The organism is Lichenicoccus sp. (assembly GCF_965276875.1).
Taxonomy (GTDB): domain Bacteria; phylum Pseudomonadota; class Alphaproteobacteria; order Acetobacterales; family Acetobacteraceae; genus Lichenicoccus.
In genome coordinates this window covers 3,456,357-3,482,955 of record NZ_OZ255701.1, presented here as the reverse complement: position 1 = coordinate 3,482,955, position 26,599 = coordinate 3,456,357, and the positions used below count along the sequence as shown (strand labels likewise).

The following is a 26,599-nucleotide window of genomic DNA, read 5'->3' as shown; positions in this document are numbered from 1 at the left end:
CGCACGGCATCGTTTCACGGACGGGGTTGCGTCAGCATGGAAGCGAACGTCACCGAGACTGCGCCCGCACCGGATCTCAGAGAGCCTCGTCCGGCCCTTATGCGCCGGCTCCTGACACCCGCGCGCCGGCAACTCGCGCATCAGTTCTTCCGCTTCGGCGTAGTCGGCGCCTTCGGGTTCCTCTGGGACGCCGGGACCGTCTACTCGCTCAAGGGCGTGATCGGCCTGACCGCCGCCGCCCTGCTCGCCTATTTTGTCGCCGCGACCGCGAACTGGCTGATGAACCGGTTCTGGACCTTCCGAGGCGTCGGTTCAGCCGGCAGCATGATCCGGCAATGGGGCACCTTCCTGGTGGCCAACTCGCTCGGCTTCACGCTCAACCGCGGCACCGTGCTGATCCTGATTCATGTCGTGCCGCTGTGCAACGCGCATCCGGTCCTCGCATTGTTCGGCGGAACGGGGGCCAGCATGTTCTCGAACTTCACCATGTCGCGCCGGCTGGTGTTCCGCTAACACTGGCTCTCCCCGAGGACACCCCCCGCGCCCCATGCCGAGCAGCACAGCCCCGTCGAGCAACGATATCCGCGCCGGCTTCCTGGATTACTTCGCCTCGAACGGGCATGCCATGGTGCCGTCGTCGCCGCTGGTCCCGCGCAACGACCCAACCCTGCTGTTCGCGAACTCGGGCATGGTACAGTTCAAGAACGTCTTCACCGGCCAGGAGACCCGCCCCTACACGCGCGCCGCTTCGGCGCAGAAGGTGGTGCGCGCCGGCGGCAAGCATAACGATCTCGACAATGTCGGCTATACCGCGCGTCATCACACCTTCTTCGAGATGCTCGGCAATTTCTCGTTCGGCGACTATTTCAAGCCGCTTGCGATCGAGCTCGCCTGGACCCTGGTGACACGCGAGTTCGGCCTGTCGCCAAGCCGCCTGCTCGCCACCGTCTATGCCGACGACGACGAAGCGGCCGCACTCTGGAAGCGCATCGCGGGCCTCCCCGACAGCCGGATCATCCGCATCCCCACCGCGGATAATTTCTGGCGGATGGGCGATACCGGCCCCTGCGGGCCCTGTTCGGAACTGTTCTACGACCACGGCGACGATGTTCCCGGCGGCCCCCCAGGTTCTGCGGAGGAAGACGGCGACCGCTTCGTCGAGATCTGGAACCTGGTTTTCATGCAGTATTTCGAGGATCCGCCAGGGACCCGAGCCCCCCTGCCACGGCCCTCGATCGATACCGGCCTCGGCCTTGAGCGGTTCGCCGCCATCCTGCAGGGCAAGCGCGACAACTACGACACCGACACGCTGCGCGCGCTGATCGAGGCGTCGGCCGACCTCACCGGCCAGACGCCGGACGGTCCCTTCAAGACCAGCCACCGGGTCGTCGCCGACCATCTGCGGGCGAGTTCGTTCCTGATCGCCGACGGCGTGCTACCGGCGCGCGAGGGCCGCGGCTATGTGCTGCGACGGATCATGCGTCGGGCGATGCGCCATCTGCATCTGATGGGCACCACGGAGCCGATGTTCGACCGCCTTGTGCCCAACCTGGTGCGCCAGATGGGCACCGCCTACCCCGAACTGGTGCAGGCCGAAGCCCTGATCCGCGAAACCATGCGGCTGGAGGAGGATCGCTTCAAGGCGTTGCTCGAACGTGGCCTGACCTTGCTCTCCGAGGAGAGCGCGCGTCTGGGCGGCGGCGGCAGCCTGCCCGGCGAGATTGCCTTCAAGCTCTACGACACCTTTGGCTTTCCGCTCGACCTGACCCAGGACGCGCTGCGCGAGCGCGGCCAGTCGGTCGATCTCGACGGCTTCGAGACGGCGATGGCGGCCCAGCGCAAGCGGGCCCGCGCCGCCTGGTCCGGCTCGGGCGAGGCCGCCACCGAACAGGTCTGGTTCGAGCTGCGCGAGCGGCTCTCTGCCACCGACTTCCTCGGCTATGCCACCGAGCAGGCGGACGCCGAAATCATCGGCCTGGTGGCGAGCGGCGCGAGCGTCGGCCAAGCGGCGGCGGGGCAGCAGGTCCTGGTGCTGCTCAACCAGACGCCGTTCTATGCCGAGAGCGGCGGCCAGGTCGGCGACAGCGGCAGCATCGCCGCCCCCGGACTGCTCATCGACATCACCGACACGCAAAAGAAGCTCGGTGACCTGTTCGTCCATGTCGGCCGCGTTGTCGCCGGCGAGGCGCGCCTCGGCATGGCGGTCACCGCGACCGTCGACCACACGCGTCGCGGCGCGATCCGGGCGCATCATTCCGCAACCCATCTGCTGCACGAAGCACTGCGCCGCCATCTCGGCACCCATGTTGCGCAAAAGGGCAGCCTGAATGCACCGGACCGGCTGCGCTTCGACGTTAGCCAGCCGCGCCCGATCGAGCCTGCCGAACTCGCCGCCGTCGAGGCCGAGGTCAATGACCGCATCCGCGAGAACAGCGCGGTCAGCACCCGGCTGATGACCCCCGAACAGGCCACCGCCCAGGGTGCCATGGCATTGTTCGGCGAAAAATACGGCGACGAGGTGCGGGTCGTTTCGATGGGTCTCGCCGGCGACGACACCAAGCCGGCCTATTCGATCGAACTATGCGGCGGCACCCATGTCGCGCGCACCGGCGATATCGGCCTGTTCAGAATCACCTCCGAGAGTGGGGTCGCCGCTGGCGTGCGACGCATCGAGGCGGTCACCGGGCGCGCCGCCGAACAGACGGTCGCCCTCGCCGAGCAGCGCCTGGCGGAGGCAGCGAGCCTGTTGCGTGTGCCCGTCGCCGGTCTCACCGAGCGCCTCGGCCAACTCGTCGAGGAACGGCGCAGCCTGGAGCGTCAGCTCTCCGACATCCAGCGTCGGCTCACCCTCGGCGACGGCGGCACCGCGCCCGCGAGCGAGACGGTGGGCGGGATTGCGCTCGCCGCACGCAATGTCGGTGCCGCCCCGGCGCGCGAGCTCAAGGGGCTGGCCGAGGCGGTCTCCAAGCAGATCGGCTCGGGCGTGGTCGCACTGGTCTCGACCGCCGAAAACAAACTCAGCCTGGTGGTGGCGGTCTCGGCGGACCTGCCGGAGCTCGATGCGGCAGCCCTCGTCCGCACTGCCGCGTCCGCGATCGGCGGCAAAGGCGGCGGCCGACGCGATGTCGCCCAGGCCGGCGGCCCGGACATCACGCGCGCCGAGGACGCCTTTGCCGCCATTCGCGCGGAACTCGCCGCGCGCGTCTCGGCACCTGGGTGAGACATGCACGGCTGCTGACCGCGGGATTGCTCGCCGGCTTCGGCGGCTGGACCGCCGAAGCCGCGCCCCGGCATCACCACCCGCATCATCATGCCGGCCGCCCTACCCCGCCGCCGCCCACGACGGAGAACCTGGTGGTGCACGGCCAGAAGCGATTCCTGCCGGCGCCGGTGCCGAACCCCGAAATCCACGATCCGGCGGCAGCCCTGCGCGATTCGAACACGGGTGCTGCAATCGGCCGCTTCGGCGGCGCCTACAACGATGCCAACCCGCTGCTGCATTTCAATACCGGGCCGGCATCCGGGCAGAACCCGATCCAGGCCGGAGTACCCCGCTAGCGATGACGCCAGCCTATAATCCGCTCAGCGACTATGCGCTTATCGGCGACACCCACAGCACGGCGCTGATCGACCGCAACGGCTCGATCGATTGGCTATGCTGGCCCCGCCATGACAGCCCGGCTTTGTTCCTGCGTATCCTTGATGCCGCCAAGGGTGGCGCGTGCACGGTTGCCCTGGACGGAATTGTTACGACCACACGACACTATCTGCCGGACACAAACATCCTGCGGACGCACTTCATTACCGCCACCGGCGCAGCCAGCCTCACCGACCTGATGCCGGTCAACCCGCCCGATACCCTCGCCGAGGAAGGACCTGACGGCGAGACCGAAAGCCGGCTGATCCGTCTGCTTGAGTGCACCTGCGGCAGCATCACCGCCCGCGTCGGCGTGCGGCCGACCTTCGACTATGCCCGCCAGCCAAGCCAGCTCGCGCGGGGCACTGATGGCAGCATCGTCTTCACCGCCGGCACGCAGCGCCTGCGCGCCGGCGCCAGCCACCCGCTCGAGATCGATGCCGACACGGCGCGCGGCACCTGGAGCCTGCGGGCCGGCGAATGCGCCTGCCTGGTGCTGACGCACGGCGAGGACGACGTCGCCCCAGCCTTCAACGGTCTCGACGACGCCCAGGCGCGGCTTGCCCACACCCGCCGCTATTGGGAGGAATGGAGCAGGATCTGCACCTATCACGGCCCCTACCGGGCACACGTGCTGCGCTCCATCCTGTGCCTCAAGCTGCTCACCTATGCCCCTACTGGTGCGATCATCGCCGCCCCCACGGCCTCCCTGCCAGAGGCGCTGCCGGGCAATCGCTCCTACGACTACCGCTATGCCTGGCTGCGCGACTGCTCGTTCACCGTCATCTCCTTCGTCGGCCTCGGCTACGAGCGCGAGGCGGCAGAGTATTTGCGCTTTCTGCGCCACGCCGATCCGACCCGCGGACGCGCACCGAAGCTGCTTTACGGCATCGACGGCGAACCGAACGAGCCGCAGACGCTCGATCATCTGGAAGGCTGGCGCGGCCACGGCCCCGTGACGATCGGCAACGCCGCACAGGGCCAGTCGCAACTCGACATCTACGGCGAGGTGCTCGCGGCCCTGCACGGTTATCTCGAACATGTCGACTACGACCCCCCGGAAAAGGTACAGGACCATCTGCCGGAGACCGTGACCAACCTCGCCGAACAGGCGATCGCCCATCACGACGACCCCGACCAGGGTATTTGGGAATTGCGCGGGGCGCCGCGCCACATCCTGCACAGCAAGGGGATGAACCGGGTCGCACTCGACTGCGCGATCCGCATCGGACGCCGTACTGGCCGCATCGATCCCGCGACGCTCGCACGCTGGGAAGACGCCGCCAGCGCGATCACCGCGCAGTACCAGGAGCAAGGCTGGAACGACAAGCGTGGCGCCTACACCATGTTCTACGGCTCGGGCAGCCTGGACGCGGCGGTGCTGCGTCTGGTGCTCTACCGCGCGCTGGACGCGCATGACCCGCGCATCGCCGCGACCTTGGAACGGATCGAGGCGGAACTCGGCACCGGCGACCTGCTCTACCGCTACCGCATGGATGACGGCATGAGTGGCGACGAGGCGACATTCACCGCCTGCGCCTTCTGGCGCGCCGGCGTGCTGGCGATGATGGGCCGCCAGGCGGAGGCAAGCCCCTTGTTCGAGCGGCTGCTCACGCGCGGCAACGATGTCGGACTGTTCGCCGAACAGATCGACGCCGCCACCGGCGAGCAACGCGGCAACATCCCGCAAGGCTTCACCCACATGGCACTGGTCAACACCGCCCTGCAGATCGAGGCCAGCCTAAACGAGGGTTTGTCCCGCCAGGCTTGGTGAAAGGCGGGAGAACACGACGAGCCCGCTCGAAAGCCGACGTTCGCGGCTGCCACATGCCTCCTTTGGTCGTTACGGCAAGTTTTGCATTGACGGCTGCTCATCCGGTTTGCCACCCTTCTTCCATGGACGACATTCGCTTCGACGCTGCCACCACCACGACGACCGCCATCGGCGGATCGTCCTCTGGTTGCATGCGGTAGAGCGAGCCGCCACCACCAGAAAGGGCCCCGCCGGTGACGGACGGGGCTTTTCTCTTTTATACCATCCCGTCCTCGCCTCGCCCCGAACACAGGAGCGCAGCATATGGACGAAGTCGATCATCGGAGCCTGGGTAGCAGGCTTGATCTATGGCACCTCCAGGAGGACGCACCCGGAATGGTGTTCTGGCACCCGCGCGGATATGCCATCTACCGCGTGCTGGAGGATTACATCCGGACCCGAATGCGCCGCTTGGGTTATGCTGAGGTAAGAAGTCCACAGCTCATTCCGCGTGACCTTTGGATACGCAGCGGACACTGGGATAAGTTTGGCGAAAACATGTTCGTGGTCGGGAGCGGCGAGCGGCCGATGGCCCTGAAGCCAATGTCGTGTCCGTGTCACGTCCAGATATTCAACAAAGGACTGCGGTCCTGGCGAGACCTTCCGATCCGGTATTCAGAATTTGGGGCTTGTCATCGCGACGAACCGTCGGGTGCCTTGCACGGCCTGATGCGGACACGCGCGTTCGAGCAGGACGACGCTCATGTATTCTGCCGTGAAGAGGACATCCAAAGAGAGGTAGCCCGCTTCATCGACTGCTTATCGGAGGTCTATACCGATTTCGGCTTCCCCGAGTTCGACATGGCGTTGTCCACCCGCCCGGCGTTGCGCGCAGGATCCGAAGATCTCTGGGACTGGGCTGAGAAGACGCTCGGGGACGCCGCGACCTGCTCGGGCGTGTCCTTCTCAATCCAGCCCGGCGAAGGCGCTTTCTACGGTCCCAAGCTGGAATTTGCGCTTCGCGACCGACTGGGGAGATCCTGGCAGTGTGGTACAATCCAATTGGATTGTGTTCTCCCAGCCCGTCTCGCAGCCTCGTACATCGCACCGGATGGGCGCCGTGCTGTCCCGCTCATGCTTCACCATGTTGTATTCGGATCCCTCGGCCGCTTCGTTGCAATCCTCATCGAGCATCATGGTGGCGTGTTGCCGTTTTGGCTCTCTCCGGAACAGGTGGCGATCACTCCGATCTCACAGGAACAAGCCGATTACGCAACCGAGGTTATGAATATGCTGGACGCATGCGGACTGAGAGTGATTGCCTACGGCGGCTCGGAAACCTTGTCGCGGCGGATCGTCGCCGCTCGCGAGGCCGAGGTGCCCGTCATGGCAATCGTTGGGCGACGCGAGCAGGAAGATCGCACCATAACCTTGCGCGAGCGAGATGGCGCTCAGGCGACATTATCCTGGGCGGATGCGTCTGCCGCGCTCTCAAGCCGACACTGACGCAAACTACCTGAAGCGCAAGGCATATAAGATGGCGGATATCGGCGTCACCGGGCTCAACCATGTCACGCTGGCTGTTGGCGATCTGGACCGCGCCGTCCCCTTCTACCGAGACGTTCTCGGCCTCCAGCTCCGCGCGATCTGGTCGACTGGCGCCTACTTCGAGGCGGGGTCGCTCTGGTTATGTCTGTCCCTGGACGAGCACGCTAGGAGCGAACCGCACCCCGACTACACCCACACGGCATTCAGCGTGGACGCCAAAGACTTCGGTCCGCTATCTACAAGGATCAAGGAGAACGCGCCAAGCTGGCGCGAAAACCGGAGCGAAGGGCCGTCCCTCTACTTCCTCGATCCGGACGGCCATAAGCTCGAGATCCATGTCGGCTCTCTCGCGGATCGCTTGGCCCATTGGCATGCTACGCAGTCTGACAGGGCACATGAACGTGAAACAGAGAAACACATCGAAAACTCATGAAAAACATTCAAGTCATCGACGGCGCACAAAATTGCGTCTTTGCCATCTTTCAAGCTGAAGACGATGAGTTTGCCTTGTTGTTTCCTGAGCAAGGACAGGACATCCAGTTTGCCGAAGATATCTCCGATCTCCGCCATGCTGAAGAAGCCGTCGGAGCGCTCAGCCGATTATGGACACGGCCGATACGAAAGCGCGATGTTCAAGGCATTCACGGCACCCTCTTTTGTGGGTTACAGCGATACCGTCATACCTACCCCACCAAGCGAGAAGACGAGGTTGACCCGTCAGCAATAAGTCCTGCTCAGAGAGCACTCTTCCGCGGCACCTGAACCGTCAACTTGCCAAGGAAATCCGCCTTGTGCTTCGGCCTCGGTGCAGTCGCGTCCGAGATCATCCGCGGCACCTATGCCGCCGCTCTTTCAATGCGCAAATGCACGTCCAGGCCGGCGCGTGCCGCAAGCACGGTCAGGGAATCAAGGCTGAAGTTGTTGATGCGTCCGCGCAGGAGGTCATTGAGCCGTGGCTGGGTGACCTCAAGCCGGTGTGCTGCGGCGGTTTGGGTTGTTGACCACTCCGCTACGGCTTGCCGGATGGCGATCATGAGCTCGGAGCGTAGGCGCATGTTGGCAGCCTCGGCTGGGCTGTCCTCCAAGGCATCCCATACGCTTGCGAACACCTGCCCCCGTATGCCGTCTACCTTGGTCATAACTTGCTCCGTGTCAGCTCTTTCAATCTTGCGGCCGCCAGGTCCAGGTCACGCTTTGATGTGGCCTGGGTCTTCTTCTGGAAAGCGTGCAGAACGTATACCGCCTCTGGCCGGTTTGCGACGTAGATCACCCGGAAGGCACCTGCCTGGTCACGTATGCGGACTTCCCGTACACCACTGCCGACGCCTTGCATGGGCTTCCAGTCTTCCGGGTCGAGCCCACGTTGAACACGATCGAGTTGGTGACCCGCCTCGCGCCGCGCATTCTCCGGGAAGGCTCTAACTTCATCAAGGGACGACCCCAAAAAGGACAGCGGCTTAATGCCAACCACGCCTATATCGTTTTTAGTATAAACCGGGGTTGCGTGCAAGCCTTGTCTGCCTCTTGCATCAATGCGCGCTGACGCCGGCGAGTTGTTCGATGCGGGCGGTGTCGGCCGCAAGGGCCGCGGCGGGTCCGTCATGGACCACCTCGCCGTCGGACAGGATACAGGCGCGGTCGGCAAGCTTGAGCGCGAGGACGGCGTTCTGCTCTACCAGCAACACCGCCGTGCCCTCGCTTTTAACTCGCATGACCATGCGCATCACGTCCTGGACGATCACCGGTGCGAGGCCCTGCGAGGGTTCGTCTAGGATCAGGAAGGCGGGGTTGAGCAGCAGCGCCCGGGCGATGGCGAGCATCTCCTGTTCGCCGCCGGACAGCTTGCCGCCCTTGCTGGCCCGGCGCTCGTCGAGGCGGGGGAAGAATTTATAAATCGTGTCGATGGTCCAGGGTCCCTTGGTATCGGTGGGCACCAGCAGGTTCTCGTGCACCGTCATGTGGCCGAAGATCTTGCGGCCCTCCGGCACGTAGCCGACCCCGAGCCCGGCAATCCTATAGGGCGGCCAGCCGGTGACGTTGCGGCCGAACAGGCGCACCCGACCCTGCCGCGGCGGCGTGAGGCCCATGAGGCTGCGCATGGTGGTGGTCTTGCCGGCGCCGTTGCGGCCGAGCAGGGCGACCAGTTCGCCTGGCTGCACACACATCGAAACACCATGCAGGATGTGGCTCTTGCCGTAATAGGTCTGCAGGTCGGTGGCTTCCAGAACCGCGGTCATGCGCGGATCGCTTCGATCTCGCGGCCAAGATAGGCCGCCTGCACGCGCGGGTCCGCGGCGATCGCGCTGGCGTCGCCTTCGGCCAGCATGGCGCCGTTATCGAGAACGGTGATCCGGTCGGCGATGCCGAACACGATCGCCATGTCGTGCTCGACGAACAGCACCGCGATGCCGCGATCCTTGTTGAGCCTGCGTATCAGGTCGGTCATGTGCCTGGTCTCGTGGTCACCCATGCCGGCGGTCGGCTCGTCGAGCAGCAACAATTTCGGCGCGCGCGACAAAGCGATGCCGATTTCCACGACCCGCTGGTCGCCGTGCGACACTTCACCGGCGATACGGTCCACCGCGTTGCCGATCTGCAGGGTTTCGATCAGCTCGTCAACCTTGGCCTGCACCTGGGCTCGCGTGGCGCGTGAAATCCAGGGTCGCATATGCAGGCCCATCGCGGTCTCAACCGCCACGACGAGATTGTCGTGCACGCTCAGGGAAGCAAAGATCTGGGTGATCTGGAAGGTGCGGATGATGCCGCGACGGACCAGCGCATTGGGGCTGACGGCGGCAATCGACTGCCCCTCAAAGACGATACTGCCCTCGCTCGGCGGGAAATAGCCGCTGACCAGGTTGAACAGCGTCGTCTTGCCGGCGCCGTTGGGTCCAATGATCGCGCGCAGCTCGCCGGGTTCGACGACGAGAGAAATGCCGCGCAGCGCCTGCAAAGCGCCGAAGCGGCGGCCGACACCATCGAGGACGAGAAGGCTCATGTGCGCGTCCTGGTGCGTCCCTGGGCACGCACGAAGCCGAGCAGGCCGTTCGGGAAGAACAGCACCGACAGCACGAAGATCAGGCCGATATAGCTCATCCAGTTCTGGGTAATGCTGCTGAGGTAATCCTGTGCGCCGATAAAGATCAACGCGCCGAGCGACGGTCCCCAGAAACTGCGCATGCCACCGAGCACGCACATCACCACGAACTCGCCGGAGAGTTGCCATTGCAGCGTTGCTGGAGAGGTGAAGCCGATCAGCAGCGCGTCGAGGGAGCCTGCAAGGGCCACGATCACGCCTGACAGTGCAAACGCGATCCACACCTGGCGATCGACCGCGACACCGAGGAAGCGCAGGCGCGTCGCGTTCTCGCGCGTGGCGACGAACGCGTGCCCGAGTGGCGCGCGCAGCACCTGCCAGACGAACAGCATGACCAGCGCGAACAAGGCGAGCACGAGATAATAATAGCGCGCGGAACCGAGTGGGACGGTGATGGCTCCCAGATGCAGCGGCACACGCGAGAAGCCGGTCAGACCGTCCTCGCCGCCGGTCAGGCCATTCCAGCGCACCGCGGCGAAGTAGAACATCTGGCCGAAAGCAATGGTAATCATCGAGAAATAGATGCCCTTTCGGCGCATCAGCAGCGGACCGACCAGGATTGCCGCGATGCCGCCGAGCAGCGTGCCGGCGAGGATGGCGAGCGGCAGCGATTTCGTCACATGGATCAGGAACAGCCCGGCACCGTAGGTGCCGAGGCCAAAGTAGGCGGCGTGTCCGAACGAGAGGCCGCCGGTATGACCCAGCAGCAGGTTGAGCCCCGTCGCGGCCATCGCATAGATCAGCACGCGGGTCGCAAGGTCGGTGTAGCCGCCGAGTGCCGGCAGCCAGAGCGGCACGAACAGCAGCGCCAGCCAGATGGCGCCGGCTGCGATCTCGCGTCCGCCCAGCGCCGGAGCCTTTCGCTGTGTCGCGGCGTCATCGAGCACGACGCTCATTCGAACAGGCCCTCCTGTCCCAGCAATCCGCGCGGCCGCACGACGAGCACGACCGCCATGATCAGATAGATCACCACCTCCTGTGCCACCGGCAGGAAGGCCGCGGTGACGCCGGATGCAATGCCGATGATCAGGCCGCCCAGCACGCTGCCGAGCAGGCTACCGACTCCGCCGACGATGATGGCGACGAACGAGGGCATGATCAGCTGGCTGCCGATATCGGGGGACAGGCCCAACTGACCGGCCGCCAGGATCCCCGCGAGTCCGGCCAGGAAGATGCCCATGCCGAAATTCGCGGCACGCAGGAAGAAGATGTTCACGCCCAGCGAGGCGATGGTTTCCAGATCGGCGTTGCCGGCGCGTATGCGTATGCCGACGCGGGTAAAGCGCAGGATGGCGAACAGGCCGGCGGTCGCCACGATGGTGATCGCGATCAGCACAAGCCGGTAGCCGGTCAGGAAGAACAGCGAATCGCTAAGCGGCGTATTGAGGTAGTTCGGCAAAGCGTAGGGTTCGCCGACGGCACCCCAGATGGTGCGGATCAGATCCTCCATGATCATCGCAAGACCAAAGGTCAGCAGCAGAGAGAACAGCGGATCGCGCCCATATAGCGGACGGATCAGCACCCGTTCGGTGGCGATCCCGACCACCGCGGCCCCTAACGGTGCGAGGATCAACGATCCCCAGAACCCGACATACGGCTCGATGGTAAAGGCGAGATAGCCACCGAGCGCCATGAAGGTGCCTTGGGCAAAGTTGATGACCCCGTTCAGCCCGAGAATCAGCGACAGCCCGAGCGCCATCAGCGCGTAGAAGATCCCGACGATCAGGCCGTTGAAGACACTGAAGAGAAGCAGCGTTCCCACGCTCAGCTCGGATAGGTGATCTTGCAGCCCGCCTGGGCCGCCGATTTGGCGATCTTGCCCGAGGGCACGATGTCGGCGACCTCGAACAGATCGGGATAGGTTGCATTCTTCGGCACGTAGCCCGGAAACATGTTGGCGATCATCTGGTGATCCTCCGCCCGGTAGAAGCATTTGCCAGGCTGCAGCGCCACGTGCGGCGGCAGCACGAGGCCCTCCATCGCGCGGACCACCTTCATGGTGTCGAGGGATTTCGCGTTGTTCGCGGCAATCGCAATGGCATGCGCGCTGGCAAAGCCAAGCCAGGAGCGCGCGGTCGGCACCTTGCCGTTGGCATAGGGCTTGTACGCTTCAACGAATGGCGCGACCTCCGGCGTATTCGGCTGCTTCCAGTACCATTCCATGGTCCACCAGCCGAGCAGGGCCTGCTTCGGCAGGGCTTCGAGAACCTCGAAATCCTGCAGCGCGCCGCCGATTGTCATTTTCTTGTCGATGCCGAACTGCACGGCCTGTTTGAGCAGATTGACCATGTCGTTGCCGGCGCATAGGCAGATCAGCAGGTCCGGGTTGGCCGCCCTGGCGCGGATCAGATACGAGGAGAAATCCGTGGTGCCGAGCGGGGCCAGCGCGTTGCCGACCGAGGTGCCGCCGGCAGCCTTGAGCTGGGCGACATAGTCACGATGCAAAGCATGCCCGAAGGAATAGTCTGGCGTGATGAAATACCATTTTTTGCCGAACTTCTTGTACAGGGTTCCGAAATCGCCGGAGGTGACCATCCAGGTGGTCGAGCAGGTCCTGAATGTGGTCCAGGCGCATTTCGTGCCGGTGACGTCATCGGCGTGGCCGCCGGTATCGACATAGAGGATCTTATTCTGCTGGGCGAACTGGCTCACCGATTCCGCCACCGCCGAACTGACCGCGCCCATCAGGAAATGCACCTGATCCTGATTGACCAACTTTTGCGCCTTCGACACCGCCGGTCCCGGCAAAGCTTGCGAATCCTCGACGATGAGCTGCACCGGACGACCGAGGATGCCACCGGACTTGTTGAGCTGATCGACAGCCATCGTCGCACCGCGTATCTCGTCGCCACCGTTGCCGGCATAGGTCCCGGTACGCGGATCGAGCATGCCGATCTTGACCGGTGCGCCGGCGGCACTCCAACCCGGCGTCGGACCCGCCACGATCGCGGCGGCACCAGCGCCGATCTTCAGCAGGCTGCGGCGATCGATCGTCCCGTTGGGGCTCATATGTTTCCTCCGTTTCTTATCCTTGATGCTTACGCGCCGATTACGGCGGCATCAATCGTCGAACGGCGCCGTGGCACGCCGCTCGCCGACGAGAAAGGCATCCGCGACCAGTTGCAGCGGGCGGATGTCCACCTCCGAGCGGCCCTCGGCGAGCAGGGTCGCGAACCGCTCGTAGATCATCGGATACTCGTGCGACCCTGCTTCGATCACCGGCGTGCCATTGACCGCAAGGCGGGCGCCCCCCTCGGTGAGGGTCAGCGTCTCGCCGGCCGCGGTCGCGACCTCGATGGTCCAGCTCTGCTCGCCCTGCTTGCGCCAGTCGAAGACCGCGGAGAGGTCGGTTCCCGGTGCCGGGTCGGCCGTGGCAAAGCTGATCTCCGCACCGATCGGGGTCTGGCGGTTCGCCGGCACGTCGAGCTGTGCCGCGGCCACGAACAGCGGCTCGGGCATGATCTCGGTGACGATGGAGAGCGCATTGATCCCGGGGTCGAACACGCCAAAGCCTCCAGGCTGCCAGATCCAGGCCTGGCCAGGGTGCCAGCGACGTACATCCTCGCGCCAGTCGACCCGCAGCCGGCTGATCCGCTGCCCCGCCAAGCGGCGACGCGCTTCCGCCACCGCCGGATTGAAGCGCGAGTGCCAGGTCGCGAACAGCACGCGCCCCGCGCGCTCGGCAATGGCGGCAAGTTCGGTGATCTCGCCCAAAGTCGCCGCAGGCGGCTTTTCGATCAGAACCTGCCGGCCGGCGCGCAACGCCGTTCGCGTCGCCTCGAAGCGGCCCGCGGGGGGTGTGCAGAACGCGACCACCTCGACCTCCGGCATGGCGGCGAACAACGCCTCAAGGCTGTCGAAGCTCGGCAGGTCAGCCACCGTCGCACGACGCTGGCTGACGATCGCGGCGAGTTCGAAGGCCGGATTGCCGAGGATGGCGGGGACGTGCTGGTCGACTGCGATCTTTCCCAGACCGACGATGGCGATGAGCTGGCGTTTCATGCTTCGTGCCTTTCACGTGCCGACCGAGAGCTTGCCCAGGAAACATATAGAACAGAGCAACTTGTCTCAGCCTGAGCGGAACGCATCGCGTTCCGCTCAGGCTGAGGTTGCTCTGATGCGTAGCCGGAAGCGTTGCGCGCTGCCAGGGACCGTGCCAGGATTCGGTTCCATTCCTCCGGGGAAGAGACTGGACGCAATCGATCCGATGTCCGGCTCTGACGCCGCCCTCGCCGGGCTCGTGCTCGCGGTGCATGGGGCGATCATCGCGTTCAACGTGTTTGGCCTGCTCGCCATTCCGCTCGGCGCCTGGCGCGGCTGGGGCTGGGTGCGGATCTTCTGGTGGCGGGCGCTGCATGTGGCGAGCCTCGGCATCGTCGCCGGTCAGGCGCTGCTCGGCCGCGCCTGCTTTCTGACCCTCTGGCAGGCCGACCTCACCGGCAGCGCGCGCGAGCGGACCCCGCTGATCATGCGCTGGGTCGACAGCCTGATCTTCTGGCCGCTGCCGCTTTGGGTATTCGCACTGCTCTACGTGGCGGTGCTGGCCGGCGTGATCGCGCTCTGGTGGCTGGTACCGCCGCGGCGACGCGTGTCAGCCAGGCTCTGAAGCGGCTACGGCTATTCGGGACAGGCGCTTGGCCGCGGTGGCGCGGGCACCTTTGGCCGGGAACAGCTTGGCCGCCAAGCCAAGACCATAGGGCGGCATATTCACGTACATGGACTCCGCATGCCCGGCGGGCACGACATAGGTCTCATGCCAGATGCCGACATCGCCGTTGGTGCCGATCGCGCGGTTGAAGGCCTGCCATGCCGGCAGATGTGCCTTGTCGGACGCATGCGCATAGGCACGCAGATGTTCGGCACTCTTCCAGTATTGCAGCACCATCAGGTTGCGCACGCCGAAATGGCCGCGCGCGGCCAGCAGGCCGAGTGCCGGACGGGCGTTAAGCTCACGCAGCATTCTCGGCATCGCGCTCGCGACGGGAAACCAGCGCCAGGGTCGCGTAAGCCTGTTGATGCGCATGCCGATGAGGAAAACCACGATGTCTCCCTCGGGCTCGGCGCAGACCCGTTCGGTAATGATGTCGGACATTGCGGTTTCCCATAACGACAATACCTGTATAGGCCCGGTGTTAACGGTGTCAACATAAGTTTGGCGCGGCGTTCGCGGACGCGGCTTAGCGCGCCGCCACCTTCAAGCCACCAATGATGAGAGACACAACCTTGTCCAGCCCTCGCAACTGTGCGGCAGGTGGTCCGCCGCTCGCCACCATGTGGGGGTGGTGGTACCTGATCGTTGCATCCAGGATTGCCGTGGCGGTCGATTGCGGGCCCTTGACGCCCGGCAAGGTTCCGTCAGCCAATCCAGCCTCGAGGATGCCCGCAAGCTGCGCCGTCAGCAGTGCTGCGTGCTCATCCTGAACCTGTGGCGCATCCCGGATGACTTTCGCCGCGGCGGCAAGCATTTCGGCATCTTCGGTCACCTTGCGCTGCTTGATGACGGCCAGCTCTCTTAGCCATTGCATTAGGCGGAGATCCGCTGGCGCATCGCTTCGTGCAATGGCTTCGGTCTGTTGCGAGACGCGCCCGAGCCAGCGATGGATGACGGCCGCGCGGAGTGCCGCCTTGCTGGGGACGTGCCGATATACGTTCCCGTGGCTCATGTTCAGGACGCGCGCCACATCGACCACGTTCAGCTTTTCAAGCCCATGGCGTCTGAGAAGGATCTCGGCGGTATCAAGAATAAGGGCGCGCATGGCGCCTGCATCCGCAAGTCTCGACTCCATGGCCCTTCTATGCCGCGGATGATCGTGCGGCGTCGCATGGAATCATCAATGCGCCATGAACCGATCCCCGTGAACCGCATGCTGGGGAACCGCCTTTTCCAGCGCCGACAAAGTGGCTTGTGAAAGCTGCAAGGGCGCCGTCAGCGCCTCCGTCAGGCGTTCGACAGTGCGCGCACCGACCAGGGGGATGATGTCGTTGCCCTGGCTGGCGACCCAGCCGATCGCCGCCTGCGCGGCGGTGATCCTCTCGCGGCCGGCGGCTTCGGCAAGCGCTGCCGCAAGCCTGGCGTTCTGCGTCAGATTGGCACCCTGGAAGCGCGGGAAATAGGTGCCGCGAACATCGCCGTCGCCGCGTCCCTCGCTGCCGGTGAGCAGGCCCCGGCTCAGAACACCGTAGGCCGTGATACCGATCCCGAGTTCGCGGCAGAGCGGCAGCACCTCTTGTTCCATGTCGCGGGACATAAGGCCATATTCGAACTGCAGCGCGGTGATCGGGTGCGTCGCATGCGCGCGGCGGATGGTGTCGGTGTCGACGTTGGTGATGCCGATATGGCGGATATAGCCCTGACGGACCAACTCGCTCATGGCCCCGATCGTCTCCTCGATCGGAACGGCGGGGTCCAGACCCGTCATATACAGGTCGAGGTGATCGGTGCCGAGACGTCGAAGAGAATAGGACAGCGCGGTCTTGACCGCCGCGGGGCGCGCGTCGTTACCAAGAAACGACCCTTCCGGGCCGCGCAATGCGCCGAACTTGACCTGGAGAAACGCCTTTCCGCGCTGGCCTCTCAGCGCCTCGGCAAGCAACACCTCATTGTGCCCCATTCCATAGAAGTCGGCCGTGTCAAACAGGGTGATGCCAGCCTCAAGCGCCGCCGCGATCGTCGCCAGCGACGCGTCGCGATCAGTTTGCCCATAGAACTCCGACATACCCATGCAGCCCAGACCAAGCGCTGAGATGGATGGTCCATTGCGACCCAGCGAGCGTGTTGCGAACGCCATATCTCCCAGCTCCATTACCGCGCCGCCGATAATGTCGGCCAACAGCGGTAATGACGAATGACAATATCTTTATTATGTCATTTGCCAAAAAAAAGGGCCGAGGTAGGGAAGGCGAAGTGCCGGCAAAGCCATTGCGTGTGAGAGTACGGGCGATCTCCCCGCTTGCTGCTCAACCCGGTACTTTCGGCTATGTTGTTTAGGCGGCGAAGCGATGGGAGCCAGACATGGCGGCACTGGTGGTAGGCGGGATGACTCGTCGCGGCTTGGTTGCGGGAGTCAGTGAGCTCGTGCTCAACGTCGCCCTCCCCTACGCAATCTATGTGGCACTTGAGCCGCGGCTCGGCACCGTCCATGCGCTGATGTCCGCCTCGCTGCCGCCGATCGTCTGGAGCGTGGTCGGGTTCGTCCGGCAACGCCGCATCGACGCCGTCTCGATGATCGTGCTGGCCGGCATCGCGCTCTCTTTGCTGGCCTTCCTGGGCGGCGGTTCGGTGCGGTTCCTGCAATTGCGCGAAAACCTCGTCACCGGCGTGATCGGCATCGTGTTCCTGGTCTCGGCCGCAATCGGGCGGCCGCTGATCCATCAGCTTGCCCGCGCCCGCGAGCTGCGCAAGTCCGCGGCCCACGTCGAGGCCTTCGACGCCCTGCGGGAACACCCCCGGTTTCGCCGGATCATGATGACCATGACCCTGGTCTGGGGGTTCGGGCTGGTCGCCGAGACCGCGGTGGCCTGTGCGCTGGTGTTCACCATGCCGATCCGCGACTACCTGCTGGCCAGCCCGTTCCTCGCCTACGGATGGATGGGCGCGCTGCTGCTGTGGTCGTTCTGGTATCCAAAGCACCAGCGACGTCTGGCGGAGGCCGCCTTGCGCTGAGCGCCCCGCTCAGGCCGCATCCAGGCCGATGTCGAGCACCGTCACGCTGTGGGTCAGCCAGCCGGCGGAGATCAGGTCGACGCCGCTCTCGGCGATCGCCGCGACGGTCTCCGGCGTGATCCGCCCTGACGCCTCGGTGACGCCGCGGCCCGCCACCATCGCGACCGCCTCCCGCAGCACTGGCGGCGCCATGTTGTCGAGCAGGTAGGCGTCCGCACCCACCGACAGCGCCTCCTCGAGCTGGGCCAGGGTGTCGACCTCGACCTCGATCTTGACCAGGTGGCCGACGGAAGCGCGGGCGCGCCGGAGGGCGACACTCACCCCGCCGGCGATGGCGATATGGTTGTCCTTGATCAGCACCGCGTCATCAAGGCCGAAGCGATGGTTGCTGCCGCCGCCGGCGCGCACCGCGTATTTCTGCACCGCCCGCAACCCTGGTGTGGTCTTGCGTGTACAGCAGATTCGCGCCTGCGTGTGTGCTGCCGCGCGCACCAGGCGATTGGTGGCGGTGGCGATGCCGCTGAGGTGGCAGAGGTAATTCAGCGCCACCCGTTCGCCCATCAGGATGCCGCGCGCCGGCCCCTCGATGCTGGCTAGCAGGTCGCCGGGGGCAACGCTGGCGCCATCCGGGCGGTGCGCGGTGAAGCTGAGCCGAGGCTCGATGAGCGAGAATGCGAGACGCGCGAGATCCAGCCCGGCGACGACCCCCGGATCGCGCGCGGTCATCGCCACCCGCGCGGTCAGGCCGGCGGGCACGATCGCCTCCGTAGTGATGTCGCCGGCACGGCCGAGGTCCTCGAGCAACGCGGCGCGTACCAGCGGCTCCAGCATCAGGTCGGGGAGCGGGCTCATGATGCGCGCCGTTGCGGCTGCAGCCCGCGCGCGGCTGCCAATGCCTCGTGCGCGTAGGCACGGGTGCGCACGGCGCTCGCGTCGCTGTCCGGATAATCGGTGCGGTGATGCCCGCCGCGGCTTTCGCATCGCGCAAGGGCCGCGCGGGCGATCATCAGCGCGAGCAGTCCGGCATCCGAAGTGGCCGCGTATGGCGACAGCGCCGCCACCGCGCGCTCCAGGCCGGGGCCGTCGCGCAGCACGCCGACGTCGCGCGAGACGATCTGCCGGACCTGGGGCAGTGCGGGGTCGGTAGCCGCACGGTCCGGCGCCGGTCGGACAGGGACCGCCGCGCGTGCGACGCTACCGCTGATGCTGTCGGCGACCACACCACCGCAGACCGCGGCTTCGAGCAGCGAGTTGCTGGCCAGGCGGTTGGCGCCGTGCAGGCCGGTGCAGGCGGCCTCACCGCAGGCCCACAACCCGTCCAGCGTGCTGCGACCGAATGCATCCACGGCGATGCCGCCCATATGATAGTGCGCGGCGGGTCGGATCGGGATCGGCATAACGGCGGGATCGATGCCGTGCTTGCGGCAGGCCGCGTCGATGCCCGGGAAGCGGGCGGCGAAGCGCGCGCCGAGGGCCGCGCGCGCATCGAGAAAGACGCTGTGGCCGAGGGCCGCGTGATGCCAGACCGCGCGCGAGACGACATCGCGCGGCGCCAGCTCGTCCGCCATGAAGCGCGCGCCGGTCTCGTCGATCAGCACCGCGCCCTCGCCGCGCACCGCTTCGCTGATCAGAGGCATCGGCACACGCCCGCGCGGGTGGCCGGGTGCCGCCACGGCCAGCGCCGTCGGATGGAACTGCACGAATTCGAGGTCGCCGAGGGCGGCACCGGCGCGCGCGGCGATCGCGGCCCCACCGCCGGTCGAGCCGAGCGGGTTGGTGGTGTCGAGGAACAGCCCGCCGGCGCCGCCGGTGGCGATGACCAGTTGCGACGTGGACCAGGTTCGGGTGCGACCGGCGATGCGCACGACGGCGCCGGCGATGGCGCCGCCCGTGACCAGCACGCGCAGCAGGCACGCGCCTTCCAACACGGTGATCGACGGCGTCGCACGCACGCGCACGGCCAGGGCGCGCATCACCTCGCCCCCGGTGCCGTCGCCGCTGGCATGCACGATCCGCCTGCGGCTATGCGCGGCCTCCAAGCCGAGTGCCAGCGCGCCATCCGAGCCTCGGTCGAAGCGCGCGCCGAGCTCCTCAAGTGCTGCGATCGCCTCCGGCCCGGCGCTGACGATGCGCCGCACCGCGTCCGCGTCGCACAACCCGGCGCCGGCGGCGAGCGTATCGGCGATCTGCAGCGCGGGCGCGTCGTCGGGACCGACCGCGGCGGCGATACCACCCTGGGCCCAGGCGCTCGACGCCTCGGTAGAGAGCGGTGCCGCGCTGAGCAGGACGCAGGGACGCGGGCTGAGGCGCAGGGCCGTAATCAGCCCGGCGAGGCCGCTGCCGGCAATGACCGGCTGGCCGGCAAGAAAGCCGCTCATAGCGCCAGCATCCGCAAAGCTCATCATAGCGCGAGCATCCGCTCGACCGACTGGCGCGCCCGGACCGCCAAATGCGGCTCGATCCGCACCTCGTGGGTCAGGGTCTCAAGGCTGTGGCGCAGACCGGCCAGGGTGATCCGCTTCATATGCGGGCAGAGATTGCAGGGGCGCACGAACTCTACGTTCGGGTGCGCCACCGCGAGATTGTCGCTCATCGAGCATTCGGTGATCAGCACCACCCGGTCGGCGCGGCCGGAGGCGACATAGTCGGACATGCCCTTGGTGGAGCCGGAGAAATCCGCCTCGGCCACGACCTCGGGCGGGCACTCGGGATGCGCCAGAACGATGATACCCGGGTTGTCCGCGCGCAGACGACGTATCTCCTCGGGCGTGAAGCGTTCATGCACCTCGCAATGCCCGGCCCAAGTGATCATGGTGATACCGGTCTCACGGGCGATGTTCTGTGCGAGGAACTCGTCGGGGATCATGATCACCCGGTCGGTGCCCCACTCCTGACTGATCGCCTCGACGATGCGCTTGGCGTTGCCCGAGGTGCAGCAGATGTCGCTCTCGGCCTTCACGTCGGCCGAGGTGTTGACGTAGGTGACCACCGGCACGCCGGGATAGCGCGCGCGCAACAGCCGCACGTCGGCCGCGGTGATCGATTCCGCCAGCGAGCAGCCGGCGCGCAGGTCAGGGATCAGCACCCGCCTGGTCGGATTGAGCAACTTGGCGGTCTCGGCCATGAAATGCACGCCGGCCATGGCGATGATTTCGGCGTCGAGGTTCTGCGCGTCGCGCGCGAGGGCCAGGCTGTCGCCGGTGATGTCGGCGACGCAATGGAAGATCTCCGGCGTCTGGTAGTTGTGCGCCAGAATGACGGCGCCGCGTTCGCGCTTGAGCCTGAGGATGGCGGCGATATCGTCCTCGAACAGCCGCCACTCGGAGCGGGGCACGACGCGACGGACACGCTCGTAGAGGGCATCGGTGCGCGTCGGGAGATCCTGCAACATTCTGCATCCTTAATGCTCAAATTGAGCATATACGGGGCCACAAAAGAACGCCAGGAAGGGCGTTGTTCCTTATGCTAGCACTGAGCATAACGGCGTCAAGGCATGTGTGGCTGGCCTGCGCCCGGTTCAAGTCATGGCCGGCCGCACCATATCGCGGATCACCGAAGCCGCGGGACCCAACGGATATGGACATCGAGCGACGCGATATCCTCAGGCTCGGCGGCCTCGCCGCGGCCGCGGCGGCGCGTGCGCCCCCGGCAGACGCCACGCGGTCGCCGGCCGACCACACCCTGCGCATTGGCCGCTCGCTGGTCGAACTCGCCGCCGACACGATCGTCTCGACCAATACCTATAATGGGCAGTTTCCCGGGCCGTTGCTGCGCATGCAGGAAGGCCGGCCGGTGACGGTCGATATCCACAACGACACCGACCATGCCGAGCTGGTGCATTGGCACGGCCAGAAAATCCCGGCCAAAGTCGACGGCGCCGCCGAGGAGGGCACGCCGCTGATCCCGGCGCACGGCTCCCGGCGCGAAATGTTCACCCCCGGCCCAAGCGGATTTCGCTTCTATCACACCCATGTCAGGGCCGGCGCCGACCTCGATCGCGGCATGTATTCCGGGCTCGTTGGTCCGGTGTATATCGCGCCCCGGCACGATCCCGGAGCGTATGACCAGGAGGTGTTCCTGGTGCTCAAGGAGTTCGGGCCGACCTTCAGCCGTGGCGGCGACATGGCGCAGGACTTTCTGGCCGGCGCCGAAATCCCCTCGCTCAAGCAGACCGGCGAGACGGCGATGCGGGCATCGCGCGCGCGCGGCATGCCGGTTGGCTACGAGGTCGGCTATCAGGTCTTCGCCATCAACGGGCGCATGCTGGGGCACGGCGCGCCGCTCCGGGTCAAGGCGGGACAGCGGCTGCTGCTGCACGTGCTCAACGGCAGCGCCGGCGAGATACGCAGCCTGGCCCTGCCTGGTCATCGCTTCAGGGTCCTCTCGCTGGACGGCAACCTTGTCCCCACTCAGGCGGAGGTGCCGGTGCTCTGGCTCGGTACCGCCGAACGGATCTCGGCGGTGGTCGAGATGGACCATCCGGGTGTCTGGGTGCTGGGCGACCTGTCCGACGACGACCGTGGCCACGGCATGGGCATCGTCGTCGAATATGCCGGTGCAAAGGGACCTGCGCGCTGGGCCACGCCGCCCCGCTTCTTGTGGGATTACACCCGCTTCGGCACGCAGCAGCCGGCACCCACACCGGATGCGGTGTTCGACATGGTGTTCGCCAAGCACAACGCCGAAGACGGCGGCTTCAACCGCTGGACCATCAACAACGTCGCCTACCCTCACGGCAGGCACGCGGCACCGCCGATGCTGCGGCTCACTCAAGGCCGCCGCTACCGGCTTCGCATGCGCAACGCCAGCGACGACATCCACCCGATCCATCTGCACCGGCACAGCTGCGAGCTGACCCGGATCGCCGGCAAACCCACCGCCGGCGTGCTAAAGGACGTGGTGATGCTGGGCGGCTACCAGGAGGCGGAGGTGGATTTCGTCGCGGACAACCCCGGCCCCACTTTGTTTCACTGCCACCAGCAACTGCACATGGATTACGGCTTCATGGCCCTGTTCGACTACGCGTAGCTCACGACAGCCTGGTCATCGGCAGCTTGCTGCCGGCGACGTGCCGGGCCTGCAGCACTTCGCGACGGAACCGGAACAGCTTGGCCGGGCGCCCGACGGCGTGGCCGGCGACCGCACCCGTCTCCTCGACCAGCTGCTGCTGCTCGATCAGGCGACGGAAATTCTGCTTGTGCAGGCGCCGCCCGGCCAGCGCCTCGAAGGCGAGCTGCAACTGCAGCAGGGTGAAGCTCGGCGGCATCAGCTCGAACACCACCGGGCGGTACTTGATGCGTGCCCGCAGGCGTGCGATCCCGGTTGCGAGGATACGCCGATGGTCGCGCAGCATTACCCGCCCGGACTCCGCCGGCTGGTTCGACTGTGCCTCCTCCACCAGGCCCGCCTCGTACATCATCTCGTAACGCTGCAACACCAGTTCCTCGTCCCATGGCATTCCATCCACGCCGAAATTCACGGCGTAGCGCTGCCGTCGCTGTTGGCGCATGACGGCATCCCCCGGTGCCTCCGCCCAGGCGAGCAGCCTGGCGCCGATGCCGCGCACTGCCTCGGCGCCGTTGGCAGTGCGCTGGTCCTCCCAAGGGAAATACCCATACCAGTCACGCCAGCCGGCATCGCTCTCGCCGATCCGGGTCAGTGCAAGGTAGCTGATCGAGATCGCCTGCACCGTCGCCTCGGCGCGGTCGCTGTCGGCGAAGGTGTAGAGCTGCTCGACATGCCCGATCGGATGGTGGGTCTGCCGCTCGACCCAGCTGCGCATGCCGAATTGCAACGAACGATGCGCGCGCTCCAGCGGACCGGACGGCAAAGCGGCGCCGTCGGCCAGGGTCAGCACACGCGGGCGTCCGTCACCGATGGCGACCAGGACGGCGATCAGCTCGGCATGCAACGGGGAATGGGCATCGTCGTGGTCCACCAAGAACACTGCATCTCCGCATCGAAGCCGCGACAGTGTAGGGTGGCACACGCCAAGCCTCCAGCCGGGAACACAATCGTCATGGACAACGATGCCGCCGACAGCCTGGTCTCCCTCCTGCAAGGAGTGCAGACCTTCAGCAACGAGGTCTTTCCGCAAAATCAGGCGCTGTTCGCCGAACTCGCGCGCGGCCAGTCGCCGCATACGCTGTTCATCACCTGCGCCGACAGCCGCATCAGCCCGGGCATGATCACCCAGGAGGGTCCGGGCAACCTGTTCGTGCTGCGCAACATCGGCAACATCGTGCCGGCCTATGGCGAGATGCTGGGCGGTGTCTCGGCGGCCATCGAATACGCGGTCAGCGCGATCAAGGTCGCCAACATCATCGTCTGCGGCCACTCCGACTGCGGCGCGATGAAGGCGCTGCTGCACCCCGTCGAACACGGGCTGGCCGGCATGCCCACGGTCAGCAGCTGGCTGCGCAGCGCCGAGGCGGCACTCACCGCCACGCAGGCGCTCAAGCCCGAGGACGACAAGCAGGACGTGCTACGCACCCTGGTCGAGCAGAACGTCCTGCTGCAACTCGCCCACCTACGCACCCACCCCGCGGTCGTCGCCGGCATCGCGCAGGGCAGACTGACCCTGCAGGGCTGGTACTACGACATCGGCCACGGCTCGATCTGGGTGCTGGACGAGCAGTCCCGACGCGCCATGACGGTAGGCGAGGCGCTCACCGCGCTGCGCCCCCCGCTGGACAGGATTGGGGCCTGACATGCGCTGGTGCGTGGCCTGGGCGATGCTGCTGCTATGCCTGCCGGCCGTTGCGCACGCCTACGATATCAAGCTCGCCACCTGGAACCTGGAGTGGCTGACCTTGCGGCCCGACGGCGACGGGTTGCCCGACGACGCGCATCCCAAGCGGCTGGTCGATATCGCCACCCTCGCCGGCTACGCCAGGCGCCTGAACGCCGACGCGATCGGCATCCAGGAAGTTGACGGACGAGCCATGGCGGCACGCATCTTCCCCCCAGACCGCTACGATATCGAGATGACTCATGACCATGTGGTGCAACGGGTCGGGCTGGCAATCCGACGCGATTACCAGGTCACGCGCCACCCCGACCTGACCGCGCTCGATACCTACGGTGCCCAGGCAAAATATCCGCTGCGAAGCGGGCTCGACGTCACCCTCACGCGGGACGGCAAGAGCCTGCGTATCCTGGTCGTGCATCTCAAGACCGGCTGCTGGGACAGGCCGCTGCGCGGACGTGGCCCGCGCGCCTGTCATGTGCTGGGGCAGCAACTCGGGGTTTTGCAGGATTGGCTCGCGGCGCGCAGGACCGAGGGCGTGCCATTCGTTCTCATGGGCGACTTCAACCGCAACATGCCCGTCGGTGACGTCTTTCTCGCCGGAATTGATCAAGCCGCCCCGATGGCGCTGGTGACCGCGGGCTACGCCAGCCCCTGCTGGGGCGGTGAGGCCTTCATCGACCATATCCTGCTCGGCGGCGCCACCCGGGCGTGGCTGGTGCCCAACAGCCTGCGCGTGATGGTATACCGGCAGACCACGCCCGCGATGAAGGAGCGGCTATCCGACCATTGCCCAATCAGCGTCCGGCTCGATCCCGAACGCTCAATCCCGCCAAGCTAGAAGCTGCTGCTGTCGTCGAAGCCGCCGCCGCTGTCGAAACCGCCACCATCATCAAAGCCGCCCGAGTCACCGCCAAAGTTCGGATCGACGTCGGTTCCCTGGCCGGCGAATGGATCGCCACCGCCGCCGCCCCACGCACCACCGGAGTCGCCGAAATTACCGCCGCCCATCTCGCCGCCACCCAGACCACCGCCTAAGCCACCGCCGCGTCCGCCCTCGAACAGGTTCATCAGCGCTTCCCCGGCGACCATGCCGCCCGCAACGCCGGCGGCCGTGGTCAGTGCCGAACCAAGAAAGCCGGAGCCTTGCCGCTGGAACATGCCGGACTGCATACCCGGCGCGTAGCTCGGCTGCGGCGGCGCCGATTGATAGCCAGGCGGTGGCCCGTAGCCCTGTTGACCGTAGCCTTGTTGCGGGGGCGCCTGGCGATTGCCGCCGCCGAACAGATTGCCGAAGAAACCACCGCCACCGCGCGACGATTGTTGCTGCGCCTGCTGCGCCTGCATCTGCGCCTGTTGCAGCTCCCACTCCAGCCGCCGGATACGGTTTTGTGCCTCGGCCATCGCGGCCTCCTGGACCACCGCCATCTGAGTGATGCGGTAGCGCGCCTCCGGGAACTGGTTCATCGTCGCCCCGATGAAGCGGTCGGCTTCGGGGTCAATCGGTGGCAGCGCTGTCTGCGTGGCCGGCACGCTCGCCCCAAAACTGCTCGCCGCCTGCGGCTGGCCGCCGACCCGGGCGATGAAGCGAGCAATCAGATCGCGTTCTTCGTTGGTCATGGGAGCACCATCCAAAATGCTGGACGCTAGATGTGGCGGTGGTTCCGGACTCCGTCAAGCGCCGCCACGCGGCAGGGTGGGGTGCCTGAGGCCGAGGCGCGCCCATTCGATCTTCGGGCAGCGGTCCATGACCACACGCAGCCCGGCCGCGCGGGCCGCCGTGGCCGCCGCCTCGTTGACCACCCCGAGCTGCATCCAGACCGTCCGCGCGCCCAGGCGGATCGCCGCATCCACGCTCGATCCGACATGCTCGGAGGCGCGGAACAGATCGACCATGTCCAGCGGTGCCGCCTGGTCGAGATCGGCGGCAACCGCGCGGTCGTGCAGGCGCTGGCCGGCAAGCCCCGGATTGACCGGAGTGACGTCGTAGCCATGCGCCAGCAGGAATTGCGTGACCTGGAACGACGCGCGCGACGGCGTCACTGAGGCGCCGACCAGGGCGATCCGGCGCGTCGTGGCGAGGATGTCGCGTATGTCGTCGTCACCAAGCCCGTCCACGTTCATCGATCTGCTCCCGTTCGGATCGGTTTGTT

The 26,599-nt window shown here is 66.1% G+C and carries 29 protein-coding genes; 12 read left to right on the top strand and 17 right to left on the bottom strand.

Features of this window, described 5'->3' with window-relative positions; all coding sequences use genetic code 11:
* The first annotated feature begins 99 nt into the window (after positions 1–99).
* From ACQY4K_RS16840 to ACQY4K_RS16810, 7 genes are all read left to right on the top strand, one after another.
* Positions 100–513 (top strand): GtrA family protein, encoded by a 414-nt coding sequence (locus tag ACQY4K_RS16840; protein ID WP_428391358.1) that lies wholly within the window; start codon positions 100–102, stop codon positions 511–513.
* 34 nt (positions 514–547) lie between these two features.
* The gene (alaS, locus tag ACQY4K_RS16835; RefSeq protein ID WP_428391357.1) at positions 548–3,220 is read left to right on the top strand and encodes an alanine--tRNA ligase; all 2,673 of its coding nucleotides are present in this window, start codon (positions 548–550) and stop codon (positions 3,218–3,220) included.
* Positions 3,217–3,558 (top strand): hypothetical protein, encoded by a 342-nt coding sequence (locus ACQY4K_RS16830; RefSeq protein ID WP_428391356.1) that lies wholly within the window; start codon positions 3,217–3,219, stop codon positions 3,556–3,558. The genes alaS and ACQY4K_RS16830 overlap by 4 nt, the downstream gene beginning before the upstream one ends.
* A 2-nt stretch (positions 3,559–3,560) precedes the next feature.
* Positions 3,561–5,411, top strand: coding sequence for a glycoside hydrolase family 15 protein (locus tag ACQY4K_RS16825; protein WP_428391355.1), 1,851 nt, complete (start codon positions 3,561–3,563; stop codon positions 5,409–5,411).
* Between the two features lie 303 nt (positions 5,412–5,714).
* The gene (gene thrS, locus ACQY4K_RS16820; protein ID WP_428391354.1) at positions 5,715–6,896 is read left to right on the top strand and encodes a threonine--tRNA ligase; all 1,182 of its coding nucleotides are present in this window, start codon (positions 5,715–5,717) and stop codon (positions 6,894–6,896) included.
* Positions 6,897–6,927: 31 nt separating this feature from the next.
* The gene (locus ACQY4K_RS16815) at positions 6,928–7,371 is read left to right on the top strand and encodes a VOC family protein (protein WP_428391353.1); all 444 of its coding nucleotides are present in this window, start codon (positions 6,928–6,930) and stop codon (positions 7,369–7,371) included.
* A complete protein-coding gene (locus tag ACQY4K_RS16810) occupies positions 7,368–7,700 on the top strand; it encodes a hypothetical protein (RefSeq protein WP_428391352.1) in 333 nt (110 codons plus the stop codon). Before ACQY4K_RS16815 ends, ACQY4K_RS16810 begins: the two co-directional genes overlap by 4 nt.
* 74 nt (positions 7,701–7,774) lie before the next feature.
* On the opposite strand, the gene ACQY4K_RS16805 is transcribed toward ACQY4K_RS16810, so the two are convergent.
* Genes ACQY4K_RS16805 through ACQY4K_RS16770 form a run of 8 tightly spaced genes read right to left on the bottom strand, consistent with a single transcriptional unit; the run spans position 7,775 to position 14,037 of the window.
* Positions 7,775–8,077: a helix-turn-helix domain-containing protein gene (locus ACQY4K_RS16805; RefSeq protein WP_428391351.1), complete on the bottom strand. Its 303-nt coding sequence runs from the start codon at positions 8,075–8,077 to the stop codon at positions 7,775–7,777.
* The gene (locus ACQY4K_RS16800) at positions 8,074–8,448 is read right to left on the bottom strand and encodes a type II toxin-antitoxin system RelE/ParE family toxin (protein ID WP_428391350.1); all 375 of its coding nucleotides are present in this window, start codon (positions 8,446–8,448) and stop codon (positions 8,074–8,076) included. Before ACQY4K_RS16800 ends, ACQY4K_RS16805 begins: the two co-directional genes overlap by 4 nt.
* Positions 8,449–8,467: 19 nt before the next feature.
* Entirely contained in the window at positions 8,468–9,175 is a 708-nt protein-coding gene (locus tag ACQY4K_RS16795) for an ABC transporter ATP-binding protein (RefSeq protein WP_428391349.1), read from the bottom strand.
* On the bottom strand, positions 9,172–9,936 hold the full coding sequence (locus ACQY4K_RS16790) for an ABC transporter ATP-binding protein (protein ID WP_428391348.1): 765 nt from the start codon (positions 9,934–9,936) through the stop codon (positions 9,172–9,174). The genes ACQY4K_RS16795 and ACQY4K_RS16790 overlap by 4 nt, the downstream gene beginning before the upstream one ends.
* Positions 9,933–10,931: a branched-chain amino acid ABC transporter permease gene (locus tag ACQY4K_RS16785; protein ID WP_428391347.1), complete on the bottom strand. Its 999-nt coding sequence runs from the start codon at positions 10,929–10,931 to the stop codon at positions 9,933–9,935. The genes ACQY4K_RS16790 and ACQY4K_RS16785 overlap by 4 nt, the downstream gene beginning before the upstream one ends.
* Positions 10,928–11,797 (bottom strand): branched-chain amino acid ABC transporter permease, encoded by an 870-nt coding sequence (locus tag ACQY4K_RS16780; protein WP_428391346.1) that lies wholly within the window; start codon positions 11,795–11,797, stop codon positions 10,928–10,930. The genes ACQY4K_RS16785 and ACQY4K_RS16780 overlap by 4 nt, the downstream gene beginning before the upstream one ends.
* A 2-nt stretch (positions 11,798–11,799) precedes the next feature.
* The gene (locus ACQY4K_RS16775) at positions 11,800–13,044 is read right to left on the bottom strand and encodes an ABC transporter substrate-binding protein (protein ID WP_428391345.1); all 1,245 of its coding nucleotides are present in this window, start codon (positions 13,042–13,044) and stop codon (positions 11,800–11,802) included.
* Between the two features lie 51 nt (positions 13,045–13,095).
* Complete coding sequence (locus ACQY4K_RS16770) at positions 13,096–14,037, bottom strand: Gfo/Idh/MocA family protein (RefSeq protein WP_428391344.1); 942 nt, start codon at positions 14,035–14,037, stop codon at positions 13,096–13,098.
* Positions 14,038–14,242: 205 nt separating this feature from the next.
* Here ACQY4K_RS16770 and ACQY4K_RS16765 point away from each other — a divergent pair, with 205 nt between their 5' ends.
* Complete coding sequence (locus ACQY4K_RS16765) at positions 14,243–14,641, top strand: DUF2784 domain-containing protein (protein WP_428391343.1); 399 nt, start codon at positions 14,243–14,245, stop codon at positions 14,639–14,641.
* Here ACQY4K_RS16765 and ACQY4K_RS16760 read toward each other — a convergent pair.
* From ACQY4K_RS16760 to ACQY4K_RS16750, 3 genes are all read right to left on the bottom strand, one after another.
* Entirely contained in the window at positions 14,627–15,127 is a 501-nt protein-coding gene (locus ACQY4K_RS16760; protein ID WP_428391342.1) for a DUF4188 domain-containing protein, read from the bottom strand. The two genes, ACQY4K_RS16765 and ACQY4K_RS16760, sit on opposite strands and share 15 nt — an antisense overlap.
* An 85-nt stretch (positions 15,128–15,212) precedes the next feature.
* Positions 15,213–15,791 carry a TetR/AcrR family transcriptional regulator gene (locus ACQY4K_RS16755; protein WP_428391341.1) on the bottom strand — a complete coding sequence of 193 codons (579 nt, stop codon included), beginning with the start codon at positions 15,789–15,791 and terminating at the stop codon, positions 15,213–15,215.
* 75 nt (positions 15,792–15,866) lie between these two features.
* Positions 15,867–16,823, bottom strand: coding sequence for an aldo/keto reductase (locus tag ACQY4K_RS16750; protein WP_428391340.1), 957 nt, complete (start codon positions 16,821–16,823; stop codon positions 15,867–15,869).
* Positions 16,824–17,047: 224 nt separating this feature from the next.
* On the opposite strand from ACQY4K_RS16750, the gene ACQY4K_RS16745 reads away from it, so the two are divergent.
* Positions 17,048–17,698 (top strand): VC0807 family protein, encoded by a 651-nt coding sequence (locus tag ACQY4K_RS16745; protein WP_428391339.1) that lies wholly within the window; start codon positions 17,048–17,050, stop codon positions 17,696–17,698.
* A gap of 9 nt (positions 17,699–17,707) precedes the next feature.
* Here the strand turns inward: ACQY4K_RS16745 and nadC are convergent, their stop codons facing one another.
* The 3 genes from nadC to nadA are packed head-to-tail and all read right to left on the bottom strand — an operon-like array spanning position 17,708 to position 21,089.
* Entirely contained in the window at positions 17,708–18,550 is an 843-nt protein-coding gene (nadC, locus tag ACQY4K_RS16740; RefSeq protein WP_428391338.1) for a carboxylating nicotinate-nucleotide diphosphorylase, read from the bottom strand.
* A complete protein-coding gene (locus ACQY4K_RS16735; RefSeq protein ID WP_428391337.1) occupies positions 18,547–20,076 on the bottom strand; it encodes an L-aspartate oxidase in 1,530 nt (509 codons plus the stop codon). The genes nadC and ACQY4K_RS16735 overlap by 4 nt, the downstream gene beginning before the upstream one ends.
* 23 nt (positions 20,077–20,099) lie before the next feature.
* Positions 20,100–21,089, bottom strand: a complete 990-nt coding sequence (gene nadA, locus ACQY4K_RS16730) for a quinolinate synthase NadA (RefSeq protein ID WP_428391336.1) — start codon at positions 21,087–21,089, stop codon at positions 20,100–20,102.
* Positions 21,090–21,274: 185 nt separating this feature from the next.
* Between nadA and ACQY4K_RS16725 the strand changes: the two genes are divergently transcribed.
* The gene (locus tag ACQY4K_RS16725; protein WP_428391335.1) at positions 21,275–22,726 is read left to right on the top strand and encodes a multicopper oxidase family protein; all 1,452 of its coding nucleotides are present in this window, start codon (positions 21,275–21,277) and stop codon (positions 22,724–22,726) included.
* A gap of 1 nt (position 22,727) precedes the next feature.
* Here ACQY4K_RS16725 and ACQY4K_RS16720 read toward each other — a convergent pair whose 3' ends face one another.
* Positions 22,728–23,639, bottom strand: coding sequence for an NUDIX hydrolase (locus ACQY4K_RS16720; RefSeq protein WP_428391334.1), 912 nt, complete (start codon positions 23,637–23,639; stop codon positions 22,728–22,730).
* 78 nt (positions 23,640–23,717) lie between these two features.
* Between ACQY4K_RS16720 and ACQY4K_RS16715 the strand changes: the two genes are divergently transcribed.
* Together ACQY4K_RS16715 and ACQY4K_RS16710 are read left to right on the top strand one after the other, a co-directional pair.
* A complete protein-coding gene (locus ACQY4K_RS16715; protein WP_428391333.1) occupies positions 23,718–24,407 on the top strand; it encodes a carbonic anhydrase in 690 nt (229 codons plus the stop codon).
* 1 nt (position 24,408) lies between these two features.
* Positions 24,409–25,287, top strand: a complete 879-nt coding sequence (locus ACQY4K_RS16710) for an endonuclease/exonuclease/phosphatase family protein (RefSeq protein ID WP_428391332.1) — start codon at positions 24,409–24,411, stop codon at positions 25,285–25,287.
* Here ACQY4K_RS16710 and ACQY4K_RS16705 read toward each other — a convergent pair.
* Positions 25,284–26,066: a DUF2076 domain-containing protein gene (locus ACQY4K_RS16705; RefSeq protein WP_428391331.1), complete on the bottom strand. Its 783-nt coding sequence runs from the start codon at positions 26,064–26,066 to the stop codon at positions 25,284–25,286. The two genes, ACQY4K_RS16710 and ACQY4K_RS16705, sit on opposite strands and share 4 nt — an antisense overlap.
* 54 nt (positions 26,067–26,120) lie before the next feature.
* Positions 26,121–26,570 (bottom strand): CoA-binding protein, encoded by a 450-nt coding sequence (locus ACQY4K_RS16700; RefSeq protein ID WP_428391330.1) that lies wholly within the window; start codon positions 26,568–26,570, stop codon positions 26,121–26,123.
* Positions 26,571–26,599: the final 29 nt, after the last annotated feature.